Below are 17,614 nucleotides of genomic sequence, written 5' to 3' on the forward strand. Positions count from 1 at the left end.
ACACAGCTCCGGCCCCGCCCGCACCGCGCGGACGGGGCCGGAGCCGGTCTAGGAGAGCACCGGCAGCCAGACCCGCATGGCGGTGGGGCCGCGCTCGGCCCAGGAGTGGTAGGGGGTCAGCACCGCCTCGACCGGCCCGGACTTTCCCTGCTCCGGCCCCTGACCTGGTGCGGCGCCGTAGGGCCACGGGGCCGCGTCCGGTGGGAGCACCGCCCCGCTCAGCCGCACCCGGTCGCCGTCCCGTACCGGGGGCACCGTCGGATCGACCACCACCCCGTCCAGGTCCGCCCCCGCGGGCAGGTCGACCGACTCGGCGCAGTACACCAGCGGTCCCCGTTCGACGGCCACGCATCCGCGCAGGGCATCGATCCGGGGATCGGGCCGGGTCAGGCGCGGCTCCACCGGCAGGCGGAGGCGGATCTCCTCTCCCCGGACCAGCTCACGTTCCACGACCGCGAACCCGGGGGCGGCCTCGCGGGTCCGCCCCGCCTCCTCCAGTACCGCGCCCCGCGCCCACGACGGGACGCGCAGGCGCAGGACCACCGGGCCCGGCGGCGGCTCGGTGACCCGGACGGTGACGAGCCCGTCGTCCGGGTAGCCGGTGGCCACCTCCACACCGAGCGTGCGCCCGTCCCCCAGCGGCCCGCGGACGGTGCCCGCCGCGTACTGCAGCAGGGTGAGCCCGTGCTCCTCGGCGCTGGCCGCGTACCCCTGCCAGGACGCCAGGGTGCGCGCCAGGTTGGTGGGGCAGCACGAGACGTCGAACCAGGGCGCGCGGACCCCGCTCTCCGCCCGGGGGCTGGGGGCCTCGCCGTCCGGTGCCCCACCCGCAGTGCGCTGGTGGAGGGGGTTGGCGTAGAAGAACGCCCGGCCGTCGGTGCTGGGCGAGACGGCCACCACGTTGAACAGGGTGCGTTCGATCAGGTCGGCGTAGCGCACGTCCCCGGTGGCCAGGTAGAGCCGCCACGACACCATCACCGAGGCGATCCCGGCGCAGGTCTCGCAGTAGGCGCGGTCGGCGGGCAGCTCCCAGTCCTCCCCGAACCCCTCGTCCTGGTGGCGCGAGCCCATGCCGCCGGTCAGGTGGGTGCGCCGGGCCACGGTGTGCTCCCACTGGCGTTCCAGCGCGGCGAGCAGCCCGGCGTCGCCGGTCTCGACCGCCACGTCCGCGGCGCCCGCCGCCAGGTACAGGGCGCGGACCGCGTGTCCCCGCCAGGCACGGGCCTCGCGCACGGGCACGTCGTCCTGGAAGTAGGGGCTGCCCGAGGGCACGCGTTCGCCTCGCAGGGTGCCGTGGCCGCGCCGCTCCACGAAGATCCGTGCCTGCTCCAGGTAGCGCTCCTCGCCCAGTGCCCGCCCCAGTTCGGCCAGCCCGACCTCGATCTCCGGGTGGCCGCACAGCCCCTGGCTGCCGTCGGGGCCGAAGGCCGCGCAGACGTGGTCGGCGGCACGGCGGGCCACCTGGACCAGCGGATCCGCGGGCCCGGCCGTGCGGGCCCGGGCGACCGCGGCCTGCAGGAGGTGGCCGGTGCAGTACAGCTCGTGCCCGTGTTCGAGGTCGCTGTAGCGGGGCTCCTGGCCGCCGTGCCCGTAACAGGTGTTGAGGTAGCCGTCGGGGTCCTGGGCCCGGGCCACGCGTTCGGTCAGGCGGCGCAGCGCGGTGTCGGCCCCCGGGTCCCCGGTCCTGCCGTGCTCCCAGGCCAGGGCCTCCATGAGCTTGTAGACCTCGGAGTCGGAGAAGCACCAGCCGGGCCGGTCCGGGCCGGTGGTCCCCTCGGCGACGCGGTCGAAGTTGGCGAGCCAGCCCAGGCGTTCCATCCACTCCTCGCAGTGCGCCAGGGTGGCGTCGGTGTTGGTGCGCTGCCGCTCCTCCCAGAAGCCGGGTGCGAGGGTGTACTCGTCGAGGCCGAGCGGTCGGTGGCCGCCTCGGGCAGGGTCGACGGGACGCATCCGGGAAGGTGGGGCGGCAGCTTCCGGGGGGTGGTTCACACGTGTCTCCTGGGGATCAGGGTGTACGGGCCGGCGGGGCGCGGATTCACCCGGCCGCCTCCGTGCGGGGGACGGGGCCCGACCGTGGTGGTGCGGTGTACGTGCCTAGAGTCCGGTGGCGAACTCGCAGACGGTGATGCTGTCGATCACCGGTGCGTAGGAGGACCTGAGCAGGCGGCCCGGCCAGGTCTGGGACGCGTAGGTCTCGCCGTCGAAGCCGGGCGCCTCCTCGGAGGCGAACGTGACGGTGTTGGCCCCGGCCGACAGCTCGACCGGGACGCTGAGCACCCAGAAGTTGTTGGCGTGGTAAGTGGGCGGGAACAGGACCCGGTCGGGATCGGCCCCGTTGACCGAGATGTCGGCGCGCCGGGCGACCGGGTTCGGGTTGTAGTGCGAGGATTCCGAGGTCTCGGGGTTGGAGTAGCGCACCCGCAGGACGTAGGGCCCGGCCTTCGGCGCCTCCACGTCGAAGGTGAGCGTGTTGCCGTTGCCGGGTTCTCCGCCGATGCCGTCGACCGCCTGTCCCCCGCCGGCCAGGGGCAGGTCGACGACGGCCGCGTCTCCCCCGGTCCGGGCGTCCTGGGCCTGGTACGGGGTGGCGGCCAGGTGTCCGTCGGAGGGGGTGAGGTCGAGCCGGTCGACCAGGGGGGTGCCCTCGGCCCCGGTGACGGTGACCTTGTTGACCCCGCCCGAGAGCGAGACCGCCGCCGAGGAGGCGTCCTCGGTGACCCGCGTGGCGGTGCGGCCGTTGACCGCCAGGTCCGCCGCGCCCGACCCGATCAGGCGCACGTCCAGGACGGCTTCGGCGTCGTGTGCGGAGTGCGTCCAGAAGGTGACGCTGTCGCCCTCGCCGATCTCGACCGCGCCGGAACCGGTGACGTCCCGTCCCTGGAGGCGTTCGTCCCGGTAGAGGGGGGTGGCCCCGGAGAGGGCGGCGGTCTCGGCCTCGTAGGTGGTGGTCGGCGTCCCCTGGGGCAGGGCCAGGGTGATGCGGTCGATGGTCGCCTCGCCCCGGGTGGCGCCGTCGCCGACCAGGCTCCGGGTGGCCAGGGTGACGGTGTTCTCGCCCTCCCGGAGTTCGACGGTGGTGTCGGCGTGGTCCCAGACCACCCGGTTGTAGGCCAGCGGCAGGAACAGTTCCTGCTCGGCCCCGCCGTCGACCCGCAGGAAGACGTTGGTGGGCCCCTGTTCCGCGACGAGGTCGTGGGTGTACGGGGAGTTGGCGAACACGCTCAGGTCGTAGGTGCCGGCCTCGGGCACCGTGACGGTGAAGTCGAGGACTCCGTCGGAGCCGGTGCGCAGACCGCCGACGTGGTAGCCGCCGGAGGTGTAGTACTTGGAGACGTCCTCGGGGGAGCCCTCGGGGCCGTTGAGGCTGTACCCGCCGCCGGTGTACTCGGCGTCCTCGGCCTCGAACGAGCCCTGCCAGCGGTGGGGCGGTTCACCGGCGGGGCTTCCGTCCCCGGCCGGGGTGAGCACGATCTCGTAGGCGGAGGACTCGGTGAGCGCGGGCAGGCCGTCACCGAAGTCGACGGTGACGGCGCCGTCCTGGACCCGCAGGACCTCCTCCGTGAGCAGCCGGGGCGGGGCGGAGTCACCGATCTGCCCGGTCCAGGGGATCTCCCGCACCCAGGCGTGCACCCGTGAGCCGAACAGCTCCTCGGGGACGTGGTCGAAGACCACCCGGGCGGCACCGTCGGAGCCGCCCAGGAGCGCCCGTGCCAGGGTCCGTTCCTCGTCGAGGGCGGCCACGGCCTGGAGGGTGTAGTCCTCTCCGGGACGAGGCGGTGTGACCCGGACGGTGTGGCCGGTCATGGCGCCGTAGGCGTTGTAGAGCCACCACTGGCCGTTGGCCCGGTTGGCCTGGACCGCGCTGTCGGAGAGGTTCCCGTTGACGTTCCAGAACGCGATCATGGCGTCGACCTTGGACTCCTCGATCGCCGACATCCAATGGATCATCTGCCCCGGGACCGAGGTGTGGTGGTTGAACGCGTACTCGTTGATGTTGACCGGCAGCTCGGTGCCCTCGTAGGGGGTGCCGGCGAAGGCCTCGGCCTCCCAGGCGCGGTAGCGCTCGACCGAACCGCGGATCCGGCCGGGGTGGCTGAGCTCGTGCCAGGTGACGACGTCGGGGACGGTCCCGGCCTCCACCGTGTGCTGGAGGAACCCCTGGACCTGGTCGAACAGGATGCTGGTGTTGGGTCCGGAGACGCGCACGCCGCCGAGTTCGGCCCGGATGAGCGCGTGGGCGTCGTCCCAGGCGCGGAAGTAGTCGGCGGGGTCGTCCAGCCAGCTGGTGCCGTCGTAGCTCCACTCGCCGTCACCGAACATGTTGCCCTCGGGTTCGTTGAAGGGCTCGATGACGAGGTGGTCCAGCAGGGCCGGGTCCAGTCCCCGGATCTGGCGCAGTTGGGCCCCGAGGACCTCCGTGTATCCGGACAGCCGCTCCTCGGGGGTCTCGCCCGGCCACTGGTAGGGGAAGCCGCGGTAGTGGTCGGTGGTGCGGACGTAGACGTCGCCGCCGGTGGTCTCCACCAGGCAGGGCAGGACCTCCAGGGCGTCGGAGCCGGGGTGCTGGGCCCCGTCCTGGCCCTTGGTGGCCACGGTGCGCACGTTCATGCCCTCGATGAGATTGTCGGTGGGCAGTCCGGGCCCGTAGAGGCCGTAGAGCAGGCCGCAGGCGCCTCCGTGGAAGCCACCGGTGCCGGTGGCGAGGTCGATGGTCAGCTGCTGGTCGGCGGGGTCGGTCACGGCGGCCTCGTCGTTCGCGGGTCGGGGGCGGGGGTCAGCCAGGACGCTGGCGGGCACGGCGGCCACGGGGTCGGCCGGCGCGGCCGCGAACACGTCGGAGAGGGGCGGCTGGCCTGGGGGTGCCACGCTGCTCCCGACTCGTCTGCCTTCGGCTGTCGAACCGGCTCGACGCCCTTCGCGGAGCGTCCTGTGGGCCACACGTGCCCGCGACGCGAAGAACCGGTTCGGCAGCACACATTGTTAGCGCAAACAATTGTGCGGTCAACCCTCGCGACGAGATTCTCGCCCCCTTGTGTCTGTACAGAAAGCGGAACCATCCGGAGAACAGAGGCCCAGCCACTCCCCCTGCGGTCTCGCGCTTCGCCCTCCACCCAGCGTGTGAGCGACAACATGAACAGGGAATGGCGAACCCCGGCCGGGCGACCCGTGGCTGTGAAAGGTCGCCCGACCGGGGCGTTCGAGGTCTCCGAGAGGGAGTCCGGTTCCCTAGGGCAGGTGGAAGATCTCCGTCAGGGGGAGCATGCCCTCGTCGGGACGGCCGTCCAGACCTTCGAAGAACGGCGCCATCTCGGCCTGCCAGCGGGCGTTGACCTCGGTCCCGGCCATGGCCTCACGGGCGGCCTCGAAGTCCTCGGTCTCCAGGTAGCCGACCACCGTGCCCCGCTCGTCGCAGAACAGGGAGTAGTTGTGCCACCCGCTCTCCGACAGCGCCCGGCGCATCTCGGGCCAGACCTCGGCGTGGCGCTCCTTGTACTCCTCCAGCCGGTCCTCGCGCACCTTGAGCACGAAGCACACGCGTCGCATAACCGTCCCCCGATCAGAAGTCGAAGTCGTCGATGTTGTCGGCGTCGAAGACCTGCGGCGGGCCGAGCACGATCTCGCGGTCGGTCTCGAAGGTGAACTCGCCCAGGCGCCCGGCGGTGAAGGTCTCGCCCTCGGCGCCGGTGATCTGTCCGGCCTTGAGCGCGGCGCCGGTGTACCCGGCCAGGTATCCCAGGTCGAGCGGGTTCCACAGGGCGAACTGGTCGACGGTGCCGTCCTCGACGAACTCGCGCATCTGGTTGGGCGTGCCCAGACCGGTGACGGCCACCTCGCCCTTGTACTCGGAGTCGCTGATGTAGCGGGACGCCGCGGCCAGGCCCACGGTGGTCGGCGAGACCACGCCGCCCAGGTCCGGGTAGGACTGCATCAGGCCCTGCATCTCCTGGAAGGACTGCAGGTCGTCGTCGTTGCCGTAGACGGTCTCCACCAGCTCCAGGTCGGCGTACTCCTCCTCCTCGAGCACCTCCTCCATCGCCGCGATCCAGGCGTTCTGGTTGGTGGCGTTGGGGGTCGCGGACAGGACCGCGAAGGTGCCCTCGCCACCGAGCTGCTCGGAGATCATCTCCACCAGCGTGCGGCCGATGAGCTCGGTCGTGGACTGGTTGACGAACACGTCGGTGCAGTTGGCGTCGGAGTCGTAGCCCACGATGGCCGCGCCGTTGTCACGGGCCTCGTCGAGCGCGGGGCACACCGCGTCGGGGTCGTTGGCGGCGATGACGATGACGTCGCTGCCCGCCTGGCTTGCGGCGTTGATGTACTCCACCTGGGAGTCGGCCGTGGCCTCGGTGCCGCCGCGCTCGGTGGCGGTGCCGGAGACCTCCTCCACCGCCTCGGTGCCGCCCTCGTTGACGATGTCGAAGAAGGGGTTGTTGAGCTGCTTGGGCAGGAAGTCGATCTGCAGACCCTCGGGGATCTCGGCGTTGGGGTCAGCGGTGCCGGAGGGGCCGGAGTCGTTCTCCTCCTGGGCGCCGTCGATGGTGGTTCCGCCGCAGGCCGCGGTCATCAGCACGGCGAAGGCGGACGCGGCCAGGAACAGGTGGCGTGGGCGGGGCTGGGTCATGAATCTTCTCCCTTGGTGGAGGCGGACACGGGGGGCGGCGCGTGGGCCGGCGGCGGTTGGGGGCCGGACGCACGCCTGGCCCTGACACGGGCCGCGATGTTGGGGGTGACGACGGAGGCGATGAGGATCAGACCGGTGACGACCTGGAGCACCTCGCTGCCGACTCCGAACAGCTGGAGGGCGTTGCGGATGACCCCGAGCAGCAGCACGCCGCTCATCACGCCGAGGACCGATCCGATCCCGCCGAAGATGGACACGCCGCCCAGCAGGACGGCGGCCACGACCTGCAGTTCCAGGCCGAAGGCGGTGTCGGCGCGCGAGGTGCCGTACTGCATGGTCCAGAAGACGCCCGCGCCGGAGGCCACCACGCCGCTGAGGGTGAAGAGCCAGAACTTGGTCCAGCGGACCGACACCCCGGTGAACCGGGCGGCCTCGTCGTTGTTGCCGATGTCGAACAGGGACCGGCCCACGGCGGTGGCGTGCAGCAGCACCCCGAACAGCACGGCCAGGACCAGGACCGCCACGGCGATCCACGGCAGGCCGGGCAGGCCCAGGAAGTGCTCCCGCGCGCCGCCGACCCAGTTGCTGGGGTAGCTGGCCACGGCCCGGTCGCCCAGCAGCACGTAGGCCAGGCCCCGGTACAGGGCCATGGTGCCGATGGTGACCGCCAGGGAGGGCAGCCCGCAGACGGTGACCAGGAGGCCGTTGAAGGCGCCCAGGAGCGCGCCCACCCCCAGGCAGATCCACAGGGCGGTCTCGATCGGGACCCCGGCCTCCCACAGCACGCCCAGGGTGGCACTGGTCAGGGCCAGGGTGCTGGCCACCGACAGGTCGATCTCGCCGGTGATGACGATGAGGGTCATCGGCAGCGCCATCAGGGCGATGGCGGCCACGCTCAACAGCATGAAGTCGATGTTGCGCGCGGTGGCGAACATGTCCACGAACAGGGCGGCGCCCAGGACGGCGACGAGGAGCGCGGAGACGACGGGGGCCTCACGGCCCGACAGCAGGGCGCGCAGGCGGGCGGCGGGCCGCTCCTCCCGGGCCGGTCCCGGGCCGTTCGTCCGGTCCGGTGCGGACGCGGTGGCGGTGCGTTCAGGCGCCACGGGCACCTCCTCCTCGAAGTTTGCGCGCGGTGCGGAGCGCCAGCAGCCGGTCCAGTGCGATGGCGGCCAGGATGAGCGCGCCCACCACGGCCTGGTGCCAGAACTGGTCGATCCGCCAGATGGGCAGGGCGGCGGTGATGGTGGTGAGCAGGACCGCGCCCAGGGCGGCCCCGTAGACGGTGCCCACTCCCCCGGCGATGGCCACCCCTCCGACCACGGCGGCGGCCACGACCTGCAGTTCCATGCCGGTGCCCACGGTGGAGTCCACGGTGCCGTAGCGGGCGGCGAACAGGACTCCGGCGAGCCCGGCCAGGGCGCCGTTGACGGCGAAGGCCACCATGACGCGCCGGGCGGCGGGGATGCCCGACAGCCGGGCCGCGTCGGCGTTGGAGCCGATGGCGTACAGCTCCCGGCCCGACCGGTAGCGGGCCAGGTAGAAACCGACCGCGGCGACCACGGCGATGGCGACCGCGGCGGGGAGCGGCACGCCCAGGACGCTGATCCGTCCCAGCAGGAGGAAGGCGGAGGGCATGTCGTGCGCGTTGACCTGGCCGCCGTCGGCCCACCAGTGGTTGAGGCCCCGGTAGGCGTACAGGGTGCCCAGGGTGACCACCAGTGCGGGCACCTGGACGGTGGTCACGAGCAGGCCGTTGAGCAGGCCGCACACCAGGCCGATAACGACCCCGGCGAGTACGGCCACGGGGACGGGCAGGCCGGGGAAGGTCACGAAGAGCAGGCCCGTGCCGAAGGCGGACAGGCCCATGACCGAGCCGACCGAGAGGTCGACGTTCTTGGTGATCAGGACCAGGGCCTGGCCGACGGCCAGGACGGCCAGGACGGTGGCGCCCAGGAACAGGTCGCGCACCCCCTGGCTGGACAGGAACCCTGGGTTGTGGAGCCAGGTGGCGGTGATGAGCACGACCACGGCCAGGAGCACGCCGAGTTCGCGGAACTGGCGCTGGCGGCGGGCGGGGCGCCCGCTGGGCCGGGGCGGCGCACCGGCGGTGGAGGGCTCGGGAGCGGTGCTGGGTGCGTTCGTCATACGGCCTCGCTCGGTCGCTGTCCGGTGGCCGCGTACATGACCGACTCCTCGTCGGCCTCGGCCCGGTCGAGTTCGGCGGTGACCCGGCCCTCGTGCATGACCAGGACGCGGTCCGCCATCCCCAGGACCTCGGGCAGTTCGCTGGAGACCATGACGATGGCCAGGCCCCGGCCCGCCAGGCCGGAGAGCAGGCGGTGGACCTCGGCCTTGGTGCCCACGTCGATACCGCGTGTGGGCTCGTCGACGAACAGCACGCGGGGCTCGGTGGACAGCCACTTGGCCAGCACGACCTTCTGCTGATTGCCTCCGGAGAGCGTGGAGACCGAGTCGTCGAGGCGGCCGAACTTGAGGTTGAGGCGCTCGCCCCACTCCTCGGCGGAGGCGCGTTCGGCGCTGGGCCTCAGCAGCCCGAGGCGGCTGAGCGGTCGGCGGCGGGTGGCCGTGGCGTTGCGCTCGATGGAGGACTCCATGACCAGGCCCTGCTGGCGGCGGTCCTCGGGGACCAGCGCGATTCCGGCGGCCATGGCGGCCTTGGGCCTGCCGCCGGCCAGTTCCCGTCCCTGGACCCGGACGGACCCGGCGTCGTAGCGGTCCACACCGAACACGGCGCGGATGACCTCGCTGCGTCCGGCGCCCACGAGTCCGGCCAGGGCGACGATCTCCCCGGCGCGGACGCTGAAGGACACGTCGGCGAAGACGCCGTCCCGGGTCAGGCCCTCGACCTCCAGGACGGTCTCACCGTGCTCGGCCTCCTCCTTGGGGTAGAGGCTGGTGACCTCGCGTCCGACCATGCGGCGCACGACGGTGTCCACGTCCAGCTCGGAGGTCGGGTCGCAGGAGACGAAGGCGCCGTCGCGCACGACCGTGATGCGGTCGCACAGGGAGAAGACCTCGTCGAAGCGGTGCGAGATGAACAGCAGTGCCGCGCCGGAGTCGCGCAGGGTCCGCGCGACGGTGAACAGGCGCTCGGCCTCGACACCGGACAGGGCCGCGGTCGGTTCGTCCATGACCAGGACCCTGGCCTGGCGGGTGAGGGCCTTGGCGATCTCCACCAGCTGCTGGTCGGCGATGGACAGCCCGCGCGCGGGGCGGTCGGGGTCCATCCGGACACCGAGGCGGCTGAAGACCCCCTCGGTCTCGTGGCGCATGCGGCGGCGGTCGATGGTCGCCCAGCGGGTGCGGGGCTGACGGCCGACGAAGATGTTCTCGGCCACCGACAGGTCGGGGAACAGGGTCGGTTCCTGGTAGATGACCGCGATGCCCGCGTTCTGGGCGTCCACCGGGGCGGCGAACCCGGTGGGACGCCCGTCCACGAGAAGCTGCCCGCCGTCGGGCCGGTGCACCCCGGCGATGGTCTTGACCAGGGTGGACTTGCCCGCCCCGTTCTCACCGACCAGAGCGTGGATCTCTCCGGCGCGCAGTTCCAGGGACAGCCCGCGCAGGGCCCTGACGCTCCCGAAGGACTTGGTGACGTCGACCAGTGCGAGGGGTGGGGGGACCTCTGTCGGGTCCACGTGCGCCCTCCTTTTCGGTTCCGGGTCCGGCGAGTGGCCAGCACACCGGAAAAAACGTTTTAATATGATGGGGATGTTAAGTGCAGCACACACCACCGTCAAGGGGATCACCTGAAATGACCAGGTATCACCCTGATAACGACACCGCGGACCCCGCCAGGTCAGCCTTCACCCCAGGGCCTGACACCTTCCTGGGGAGCCGTTGGGCATTGACACGTTTCAATCAGAGTGTGAACATGTGACTCCCACGGGCCGCGCACTCAGCCGGAGGCTCGTCCGGATCAGTACGATGCCTCCCGTCGCCCCTCGAGCACACGCACGGGAGAACCCCTTTGTCCACCAGGTCACGATCCGCCCGCCGCCCTGTGGGCATCACCGAGGTCGCCCGGCACGCCGGAGTCTCCCCCGGCACGGTGTCCAACGTCCTCAACCGGCCTGAGCGCGTCGCCGAGGCCACCCGGCTGCGGGTGGAGGCGGCCATCGCCGAGCTGGACTACGTGCGCAACTCCTCCGGCAGCAGCCTGCGTTCCGGGCGCAGCGAGTCGGTGGGGCTGCTGGTACTGGACGTGACCAACCCCTTCTTCGCCGAGGTCGCACGCGGTGTGGAGGACGAGGCCGCGCACTCGGGGCTGGCGGTGGTGCTGCTCAACTCCGCGGAGACCCGTCAGCGCCAACGGCGCAACGTGCGCCTGCTCGCCGAGCAGCGCGCCGCCGGGGCGGTGGTGATGCCGGTGGACGACGACCTGTCGGACCTGCTGTGGCTGAGCCGGCAGGGGACCTCGTGGGTGGCCCTCGACCGGGGCGACGTCTCCGAGGACGTGGGGTGCAGCGTCAGCGTGGACAACCACGAGGGCGGCCTGGCCGCCGGCCGGCACCTGATCGGCCTGGGGCACGAGCGGGTCACGTTCCTGACCGGCCCGTCCGCGATCGAGCAGGTACGGCGGCGCCACCAGGGGCTGCGCGCGGCCTTCGAGGAGGCCGGGCTGGACCCGGACGCGGCGGTGCGGGTGGTGGAGCAGCCCCTGCTCAACCCCGGCCAGGGTGAGCGCGCGGTGGACGCCGTGCTGGCCGGAGGGCCCAAGCAGCGGCCGCGGGCGGTGTTCTGCGCCAACGACCAGCTCGCACTGGGGCTGATGAAGGGGCTGGGGCGGCGGGGACTGCGCGTTCCCGAGGACATCTCGGTGGTCGGTTACGACAACCTGGACTTCGCCGACCTGGTGCACCCCGGTCTGACCACGGTGGCCCAGCCCAAGTACGAGCTGGGGCGGGAGGCCATGCGGCTGCTGCACTCGGAGCTCAACGAGTCGGGCCACCTCCACGAGCGGGTCCTGTTCACACCGGAACTGGTCGTACGCGGATCCACGGCGGCCTACCGCAGCTGAGAGCCGGAGGGCCCCCGTTCCACGCTCGGTGGAACGAGGGCCTCATACGTGGTGAACAGCCGGGAAGGCATGGGAACAGCCAGTTCCGCGCCCGTGACCGGCGCTTCGCCACATAGCCCGTCTCCCTCGGTATCGGTCAGTGCTGGGCGGTGGGGAAGAATCCCATGGAGACGTTGGAGATCGAGTGGGCCCCCAGGACGCCTTGGTAGGCGTGGACGTCGTCGATGTCACCAGGCCAGTGGTCGGTGTTGGAACCGCCGTGCTGGGCGCTGCCGATCCGGAGCGGACCCTCGGCGTGCCAGGCGTGGTCCACCGCGACACGGGACGCCTCGGTTCCGTCGACATGGAGCACCAGCTCGCCACCGGTGTGGTCGTAGATCCCGACCAGGTGGGTCCACTTCCCCGGCTGGGCCAGCCAAGCGGAGGAAGCGTAGACCCCACCGATCGAACCCGGGTCGGCCGCGTCGTCGTGGGCAGCCATCTTGAAGACCCAGGTATCACTGGATCCCTGGTAACCCAGTTGGAAGCCGCTCTGGTGTGCACCGGCCTGGCTGACGGCGGTGGCGTCGACGCCTACGCCCGTCTCGTCCAGGCGCACCCAGGCCGCGATGCTGAAGCTGCGATCCGTGCGCAGGGCGGGACCGGGGGCCTCGACGTACTCCTTGTCACCGTTCAACCGCAGTGCGGGGGAGAAAGTGATGTCGTTGTCGGCGGTGTTCCAAGCGGTGAGGGGGTCCCCGTGCAAGGTGGCATCGAGTCCGTGGTCGGTGGCGTCGGCCACGGCCCTGCCGTCCCACTCGTCGAGCATCCACCGGCCCTCGGACGCGAGCGGGCGGTTGGCCAGTCGCCACACCTCGGAGTTGGTCTCGGAGCTGGCCACCGCCTCGTCCAGGACCAGGCGGTTCCACACCAGGACGTCGTCGATGGCGCCGGACCAGTGGTGCTCACCCGCACCCTGGGACAGGACGCGTCCGATAGCGAGCGGCCCCCGGGCGTTCCACGACCCCGGATGGGTGGCGGTGCCTTGTTCGATGCCGTCGACGTAGAGGGTGATCTCGCCGGTCCGGTCGTCGTGGGTACCCAGCAGGTGGGTCCACACCCCGGCTTCAGCGGAGGCGGTGGATGCGGCCACCGCCCACTCCTGGGAACCGTCACGGTGCTCGTCTTCGGGGGACATCCTGAACACCCACTGACCGCTCTCGCCTTGGTAGCCGAGCTGGAAGGCGCTCTGCGCGGCACCCTCCTGGGCGACCGCGACGTGGTCGGCGTCGGTGCCCTCCAGCTTCACCCAGGTGGAGACGGAGAAGGAACCGGAGGTGTCCACGGTGGAGTGCTCTGCGGTGATCTCGCCGTCGGTACGGCCGTTGATGTGGACGGCTGTGCCCTCCATACGCGGGGCGGGGTCGGTGTTCGGGTTTCCGGTAGTTCCCACCCGGCCGCGAACCCACTCCACACCGTCGGACAGGGTGGCGCCCTGGTCTGGATTGACGAGGTCGGCGGCGCGGTTCCCCTGTCCCTCGTCAAAGGCGAAGTAGGCCACCGGATCACTGGGAGGGGCTACGAGGAAGTAGTAGACGGACACGCAGGCGGAGGAGCGGCCGGAGGCGTCCACTGTGCGCGCGTAGATGCGGTTGGGGCCCGCACTGCGCGGGGTGAGGGTCAACGTCACCGACCCACCCGGCTCGTCGGGTACGGCCTGGCGGAGGCAGGTGCCGTCGTTGAGGCCGTAGAAGTAGCTCTGGACGTCCTTGTCTCCGTTACTGGAGAAAGTGAAGTCGCCGGGTTGGCCGGGGGCTCCGTGAAACTCGTTCCCAGCGGGGTAGTCGGCGGAAGTGACCTCGACTCCCGCCTCGGCAAAGGCTGGTGCGGGCAGAGCGGGCAGCAGGAGCACCGACACCAGAAGGGCGGCGATACGTACCCGAGCACAGCGGAACATGGCAGGGCTCTCTACCCAGGGTGAGGGATCACCTGTTGGAGGCCGCGCCGTCGAGACGCGACGGGTGGTTGCCCTGGGACGAGAGGCAAGCTAGCAGGAGCAAGAGAAGACCTGACAGGTGATCCACCTCACTCCAATACATGCGCATGGGCCACAGAATGGGCAAAGACCCACGCTGGGAAAATCAATGCTGCCCATGGCCACATATGGCCGCAATCCTTGTGTTTGGCTACTGTCCGTCTCCGCCGTGGTTTCGCGCCTCGCCGGTTCGGCCTGCGGGTCTGCGGGGCCACCGGCCATTACCCTGCTCCGAGGTACGCAACGGACCCGAGTGAGCGGAGGCCGACCGCATGAACTCCCTTCACCTGGCGTACGCGGCCATCGGCGTGCTCAGCGTGCTCCTGGCCCTGTTCAGCAACCGGACCCGGTCCCTGCCGCTGAGCGAACCCCTTCTGGCCCTCCTGCTCGGCGTGGTGCTGGGGCCCCTCGTGCTCGACCTGGTCCCCCTGCCCGTCCCTGAACGCGAGAGCCTCCTGCTCGAGGGCAGCCGCCTCCTGCTGGCCGCCTCGGTCATGACGGCGGCGCTGCGGTTCCCCTTCTCCTCCCTGCGCTCGCTGCTACCCCAGTTCGCGCTGCTGCTGTGCGTGGTCATGCCGCTCGCGGCCGCGGTCACCAGCGCCTCCGCGCTGATGCTCGGCCTCCCCCTGGCCCTGGCCGTCGTGGTGGGTGTGTGCCTGTGCCCCACCGACCCGGTGCTCGCCTCGTCGGTGGTGACCGGAGAGCCCGCCGAACGCGCCCTGCCCGGACGCCTGCGCCGACTCCTCACCGGGGAGAGCGGGGCCAACGACGGGCTCGCCCTGCCCCTGGTCGGGGTGGCGGTGGCCGTCGCCCTGCCCCTCACCGGGCCCGGGGACGCCGCGGGCCGCCTGGTCTGGGAGGTGCTGGGCGGTGTGGCGCTGGGTGCGCTCATGGGAGCGGCGGCGGGCAAGGCGATGGAGGCGGCCACTCGTGAACGGGAACTGGAGCAGGGTCCCTCCCTGGTCTTCACGCTCCTGCTCGCGGTCGCCGTCCTGGGAGCCGCACGACTGATCGGCGTCGGAGGGGTGCTGGCCGTCTTCAGCGCCGGGCTGGCCTACAACTGGACGGTGCGCGAGAGCGAACGCACCCCGCAGCAGAACATCGACGAGGCGGTCAACCGCTACCTGGCCCTGCCCGTGTTCGTGCTGCTGGGCATCGTGCTGCCCTGGCAGGAGTGGGTCGGCTTCGGTCCGGCCGCCCTCGCCTTCGTGTTCGCCGTCCTGCTGCTGCGCCGCCTCCCCTGGGTCATGCTCTGCCGGCGTCCGCTGGGGCTGCGCCCGCGCGGCTCCGCCTTCCTGGGCTGGTTCGGCCCGATGGGTGTCAGCGCGCTCTTCTACGCGGCGCACTCGGCCCACGAGGGCGTGCACGACCCGCGGCTGTTCGCCGCCGTCAGCCTGGCCGTGACCGCCAGCGTGGTGGCGCACGGCGTCACCTCCTCGCCCTTCCGGAAGCTGTACGCGCGCGCCGAGCCGACCGACTCATGACTCCGCCCCGCCGAACAGCTGTTCGGCGGGGCGGAGTGGGGCGGGCGGGTCCGGAGGCCGGCGTCCGAGCCGTGCCGCTACGGGTTCGGGTAGTGGGCCTCGGGCACCCCGACCCGCGCCCAGTCGATGTCCGATCCGAGGTAGAAGCTCGGGTACGTCGGCTGGTTGTAACCGCTCTGCTGTCCGGCCACACCGACCCGGTACTGCGCGTCGTGCATGAGTGTGTACAGCTTGCGGTCGGTCACCTCGGTGCTGGTGAAGATCCGCAGCGCCGTGCTGTCCTCGGTGCGCACGACCATCTCCTCCCGCCAGTCACCGAACGCGTCCGCGACCAGGCCCGGGTTGCCCTTCGTACCGTTGTTGGTCAGGGTCCCCTCGGCGGTGAGCAGGGTCCCCCGGTTCCAGTCCTCGATCCGGGGCGACTGGGTGTGGTCGGGGGTGGCGATGCCCTCGACGAGCTGGGTGGTCATGTCCGCGGACCAGCGGATGCTCATGTTCGTGCCCGGGGTGCTGTCACCCATGAACTCCCCGTCGGCGCTCCACAGGCCCGCCTCGACGTCGTCTCCGGGCGGCATGGAGGACCACGCCTCCAGTCCGGGGCTGTCCGGGTCGATGTCGCCGACCATGCCGCGGCCGGTGTCCGTTCCGGTGTACCCGCCGAAGAGCACCTCGCCGGTGGCGGCGTCGCGCATAGCGAACCCGTAGGGCGCGTGGGTGCCGCCCTCGTGCACCGTCCAGACCTCCAGGCCGTCCCGCCGCGGGTCCAGGTCTCCCACGTGCATGGCGTCACCGTGGCCGAGCTTGACGTACTCCCCCGCGACGTCGCTCTGCGGCGGCCCGTGGTCGTGGGAGGAGTGGAGGAGGGTGCCGTCGTCGTCCACGGTGGCGGAACCGTAGACGATCTCCTGCCGGCCGTCGCCGTCCACGTCGGCCACGCTGAAGGAGTGGAAGCCCTGCCCGGCCAGCGTCCCCGTGTCGGGGTCGGTGCCCGCTCCCCCGTGCGGGGAGGCATCGAAGGGGTTGTCCATGGGCACGTGGCCGCTGTCGGCCAGCCAGCGCCGCTGGAGGCTCTCACCGTCGAAGTCGTAGGCGGCCAGGGCCGAACGCGTGTAGTAGCCCCGGGCGAAGACCGCCGAGGGGGCGGCCCCGTCCAGGTAGGCCACGCCCGAGAGGAGGCGGTCCACCCGGTTGCCGGGCTCGATGCGGGCCATCGCGTAGTCGCCCCACATCAGGCCGTCGTCACCGCGCCCGGGTTCGTAGCGGACGGTGTCCAGCTCCGCGCCGCTCCGGCCGTCGAAGACCGTCAGGTACTCGGGGCCGTGGACGACGAACCCCTCGAAGTCGCGCAGGTCGTTGCGCCCGCTGCGCGCGGGCGCGTACTCGTCGACGAAGTGGTCGGCGAGGTCCTCGGCGTCCTGGCGGCTGAGCGGGTAGTCGTGGCGCGCCTCCTGGCCGAAGGCCTCCTCCAGGGTCGCGGGCCAGTTCCCGGCCTCGACCTCGGGGTGCTCGTGCCAGCCCTGGAACGTCTCGACGAGGTGCTCGTAGTAGTCCTGCGAGCTCATGCGGTAGTCGTCGCCGTGCCCGTACCCGGCCTCGGCGTCCTCCTCGGGCAGGGTGATGTACTCCTCGGAGACCTGACCGTCCTCGCCGAAGGTCAGCGTCCTCGTGCCCGGGGCGGTCTTGAACATCAGCTCGGCCCGGCCGTCGCCGTCGAGGTCGTAGACCACGAACTGGGTGTAGTGCGCGCCCGAGCGGATGTTGACGCCCAGGTCGACGCGGTGCAGGAGTTCGCCCTCCAGCGTGTACGTGTCCACGTACGTGTTGCCGGTGTAGCCCTTCTGGGAGACGTCCTTGGAGTTGGTGGGGTCCCATTTGACGACGAACTCGTAGCGGCCGTCGCCGGTCACGTCGCCCACGCTGACGTCGTTGGCGGTGTACTCGTAGGCCTCGCCCGCCGGGGTGGTCCCGCCCTCGGGCTTGCTCAGGGGCAGTTCGTGGTGGCCCTCGGCCCGGACCGAGGCCTCGCCCTCGGGGCCGGCGCCGGGCCGTCCCCGGGGGACGGGGACGACGCGGTACTCGGAGTCTGCGCTCCCCTTCTCGTCCAGGAAGTTCGTGCTGTCCCTGACCGTCCCGACGACCTTCCCGTCCCGGTACACCCGGAACAGGGGGCCTCGGAGCCCGGACCCGGTGTGGCCGCTGACCTCGGACGCCAGCAGGCGCCAGCTGAGGAAAACGCCTTCCTCGGTTTTGACCGCGATCAGCCCCCGGTCCAGCTGTTCCAGCTGGACGCCGGACTCGGGTCGGGGTTCGGCCACCGCGGTGGCGCCGGGTGCGAGCAGGGCCATGCATACGCCTGCCACCAGTGGACTCGTTCTCAGAAGGGATCGGCGGGGGTTCCTCACGGGCACGCTCCTCATACGGCGGGGGTGGCTCACCCTATAAGGCAAGCG

Annotated in this window: 11 protein-coding genes; 2 read left to right on the top strand and 9 right to left on the bottom strand. The window is 71.5% G+C overall.

Annotated features, from left to right (window positions below; all coding sequences use genetic code 11):
* Positions 1–48: 48 nt before the first annotated feature.
* The 7 genes from D458_RS0127250 to D458_RS0127280 all read right to left on the bottom strand — a co-directional run bounded on the left by D458_RS0127250 (position 49) and on the right by D458_RS0127280 (position 10,284).
* Entirely contained in the window at positions 49–1,950 is a 1,902-nt protein-coding gene (locus D458_RS0127250) for a glycoside hydrolase family 127 protein (protein WP_017589886.1), read from the bottom strand.
* Positions 1,951–2,094: 144 nt separating this feature from the next.
* Positions 2,095–4,866 carry a carbohydrate-binding protein gene (locus D458_RS0127255; protein ID WP_017589887.1) on the bottom strand — a complete coding sequence of 924 codons (2,772 nt, stop codon included), beginning with the start codon at positions 4,864–4,866 and terminating at the stop codon, positions 2,095–2,097.
* Between the two features lie 360 nt (positions 4,867–5,226).
* On the bottom strand, positions 5,227–5,544 hold the full coding sequence (locus tag D458_RS0127260; RefSeq protein WP_017589888.1) for an L-rhamnose mutarotase: 318 nt from the start codon (positions 5,542–5,544) through the stop codon (positions 5,227–5,229).
* 13 nt (positions 5,545–5,557) lie between these two features.
* Positions 5,558–6,622, bottom strand: coding sequence for a rhamnose ABC transporter substrate-binding protein (rhaS, locus tag D458_RS0127265; RefSeq protein WP_017589889.1), 1,065 nt, complete (start codon positions 6,620–6,622; stop codon positions 5,558–5,560).
* The gene (locus D458_RS0127270) at positions 6,619–7,734 is read right to left on the bottom strand and encodes an ABC transporter permease (RefSeq protein WP_017589890.1); all 1,116 of its coding nucleotides are present in this window, start codon (positions 7,732–7,734) and stop codon (positions 6,619–6,621) included. The genes rhaS and D458_RS0127270 overlap by 4 nt, the downstream gene beginning before the upstream one ends.
* A complete protein-coding gene (locus tag D458_RS0127275; RefSeq protein WP_017589891.1) occupies positions 7,718–8,770 on the bottom strand; it encodes an ABC transporter permease in 1,053 nt (350 codons plus the stop codon). Before D458_RS0127275 ends, D458_RS0127270 begins: the two co-directional genes overlap by 17 nt.
* Positions 8,767–10,284: a sugar ABC transporter ATP-binding protein gene (locus tag D458_RS0127280; RefSeq protein ID WP_017589892.1), complete on the bottom strand. Its 1,518-nt coding sequence runs from the start codon at positions 10,282–10,284 to the stop codon at positions 8,767–8,769. Before D458_RS0127280 ends, D458_RS0127275 begins: the two co-directional genes overlap by 4 nt.
* Before the next feature lie 332 nt (positions 10,285–10,616).
* On the opposite strand from D458_RS0127280, the gene D458_RS0127285 reads away from it, so the two are divergent.
* Positions 10,617–11,666, top strand: coding sequence for a LacI family DNA-binding transcriptional regulator (locus tag D458_RS0127285; RefSeq protein WP_026119728.1), 1,050 nt, complete (start codon positions 10,617–10,619; stop codon positions 11,664–11,666).
* Between the two features lie 136 nt (positions 11,667–11,802).
* Here D458_RS0127285 and D458_RS0127290 read toward each other — a convergent pair whose 3' ends face one another.
* Complete coding sequence (locus D458_RS0127290; protein ID WP_017589894.1) at positions 11,803–13,602, bottom strand: LamG domain-containing protein; 1,800 nt, start codon at positions 13,600–13,602, stop codon at positions 11,803–11,805.
* A 350-nt stretch (positions 13,603–13,952) separates the two neighbouring features.
* Between D458_RS0127290 and D458_RS0127295 the strand changes: the two genes are divergently transcribed.
* Complete coding sequence (locus D458_RS0127295; RefSeq protein WP_017589895.1) at positions 13,953–15,164, top strand: cation:proton antiporter domain-containing protein; 1,212 nt, start codon at positions 13,953–13,955, stop codon at positions 15,162–15,164.
* A 77-nt stretch (positions 15,165–15,241) separates the two neighbouring features.
* On the opposite strand, the gene D458_RS0127300 is transcribed toward D458_RS0127295, so the two are convergent.
* Complete coding sequence (locus tag D458_RS0127300; RefSeq protein ID WP_017589896.1) at positions 15,242–17,509, bottom strand: rhamnogalacturonan lyase; 2,268 nt, start codon at positions 17,507–17,509, stop codon at positions 15,242–15,244.
* Positions 17,510–17,614 lie beyond the last annotated feature (105 nt).

Source organism: Nocardiopsis ganjiahuensis DSM 45031 (assembly GCF_000341085.1).
GTDB classification, from domain to species: Bacteria; Actinomycetota; Actinomycetes; order Streptosporangiales; family Streptosporangiaceae; genus Nocardiopsis; species Nocardiopsis ganjiahuensis.

Coding starts and splice junctions, on each gene's coding strand:
- D458_RS0127250 (WP_017589886.1), bottom strand. CDS start 1,950: ATGCGTCCCGTCGACCCTGCCCGAGGCGGCCACCGACCGCTCGGCCTC.
- D458_RS0127260 (WP_017589888.1), bottom strand. CDS start 5,544: ATGCGACGCGTGTGCTTCGTGCTCAAGGTGCGCGAGGACCGGCTGGAG.
- rhaS (WP_017589889.1), bottom strand. CDS start 6,622: ATGACCCAGCCCCGCCCACGCCACCTGTTCCTGGCCGCGTCCGCCTTC.
- D458_RS0127275 (WP_017589891.1), bottom strand. CDS start 8,770: ATGACGAACGCACCCAGCACCGCTCCCGAGCCCTCCACCGCCGGTGCG.
- D458_RS0127290 (WP_017589894.1), bottom strand. CDS start 13,602: ATGTTCCGCTGTGCTCGGGTACGTATCGCCGCCCTTCTGGTGTCGGTG.
- D458_RS0127295 (WP_017589895.1), top strand. CDS start 13,953: ATGAACTCCCTTCACCTGGCGTACGCGGCCATCGGCGTGCTCAGCGTG.
- D458_RS0127300 (WP_017589896.1), bottom strand. CDS start 17,509: ATGGCCCTGCTCGCACCCGGCGCCACCGCGGTGGCCGAACCCCGACCC.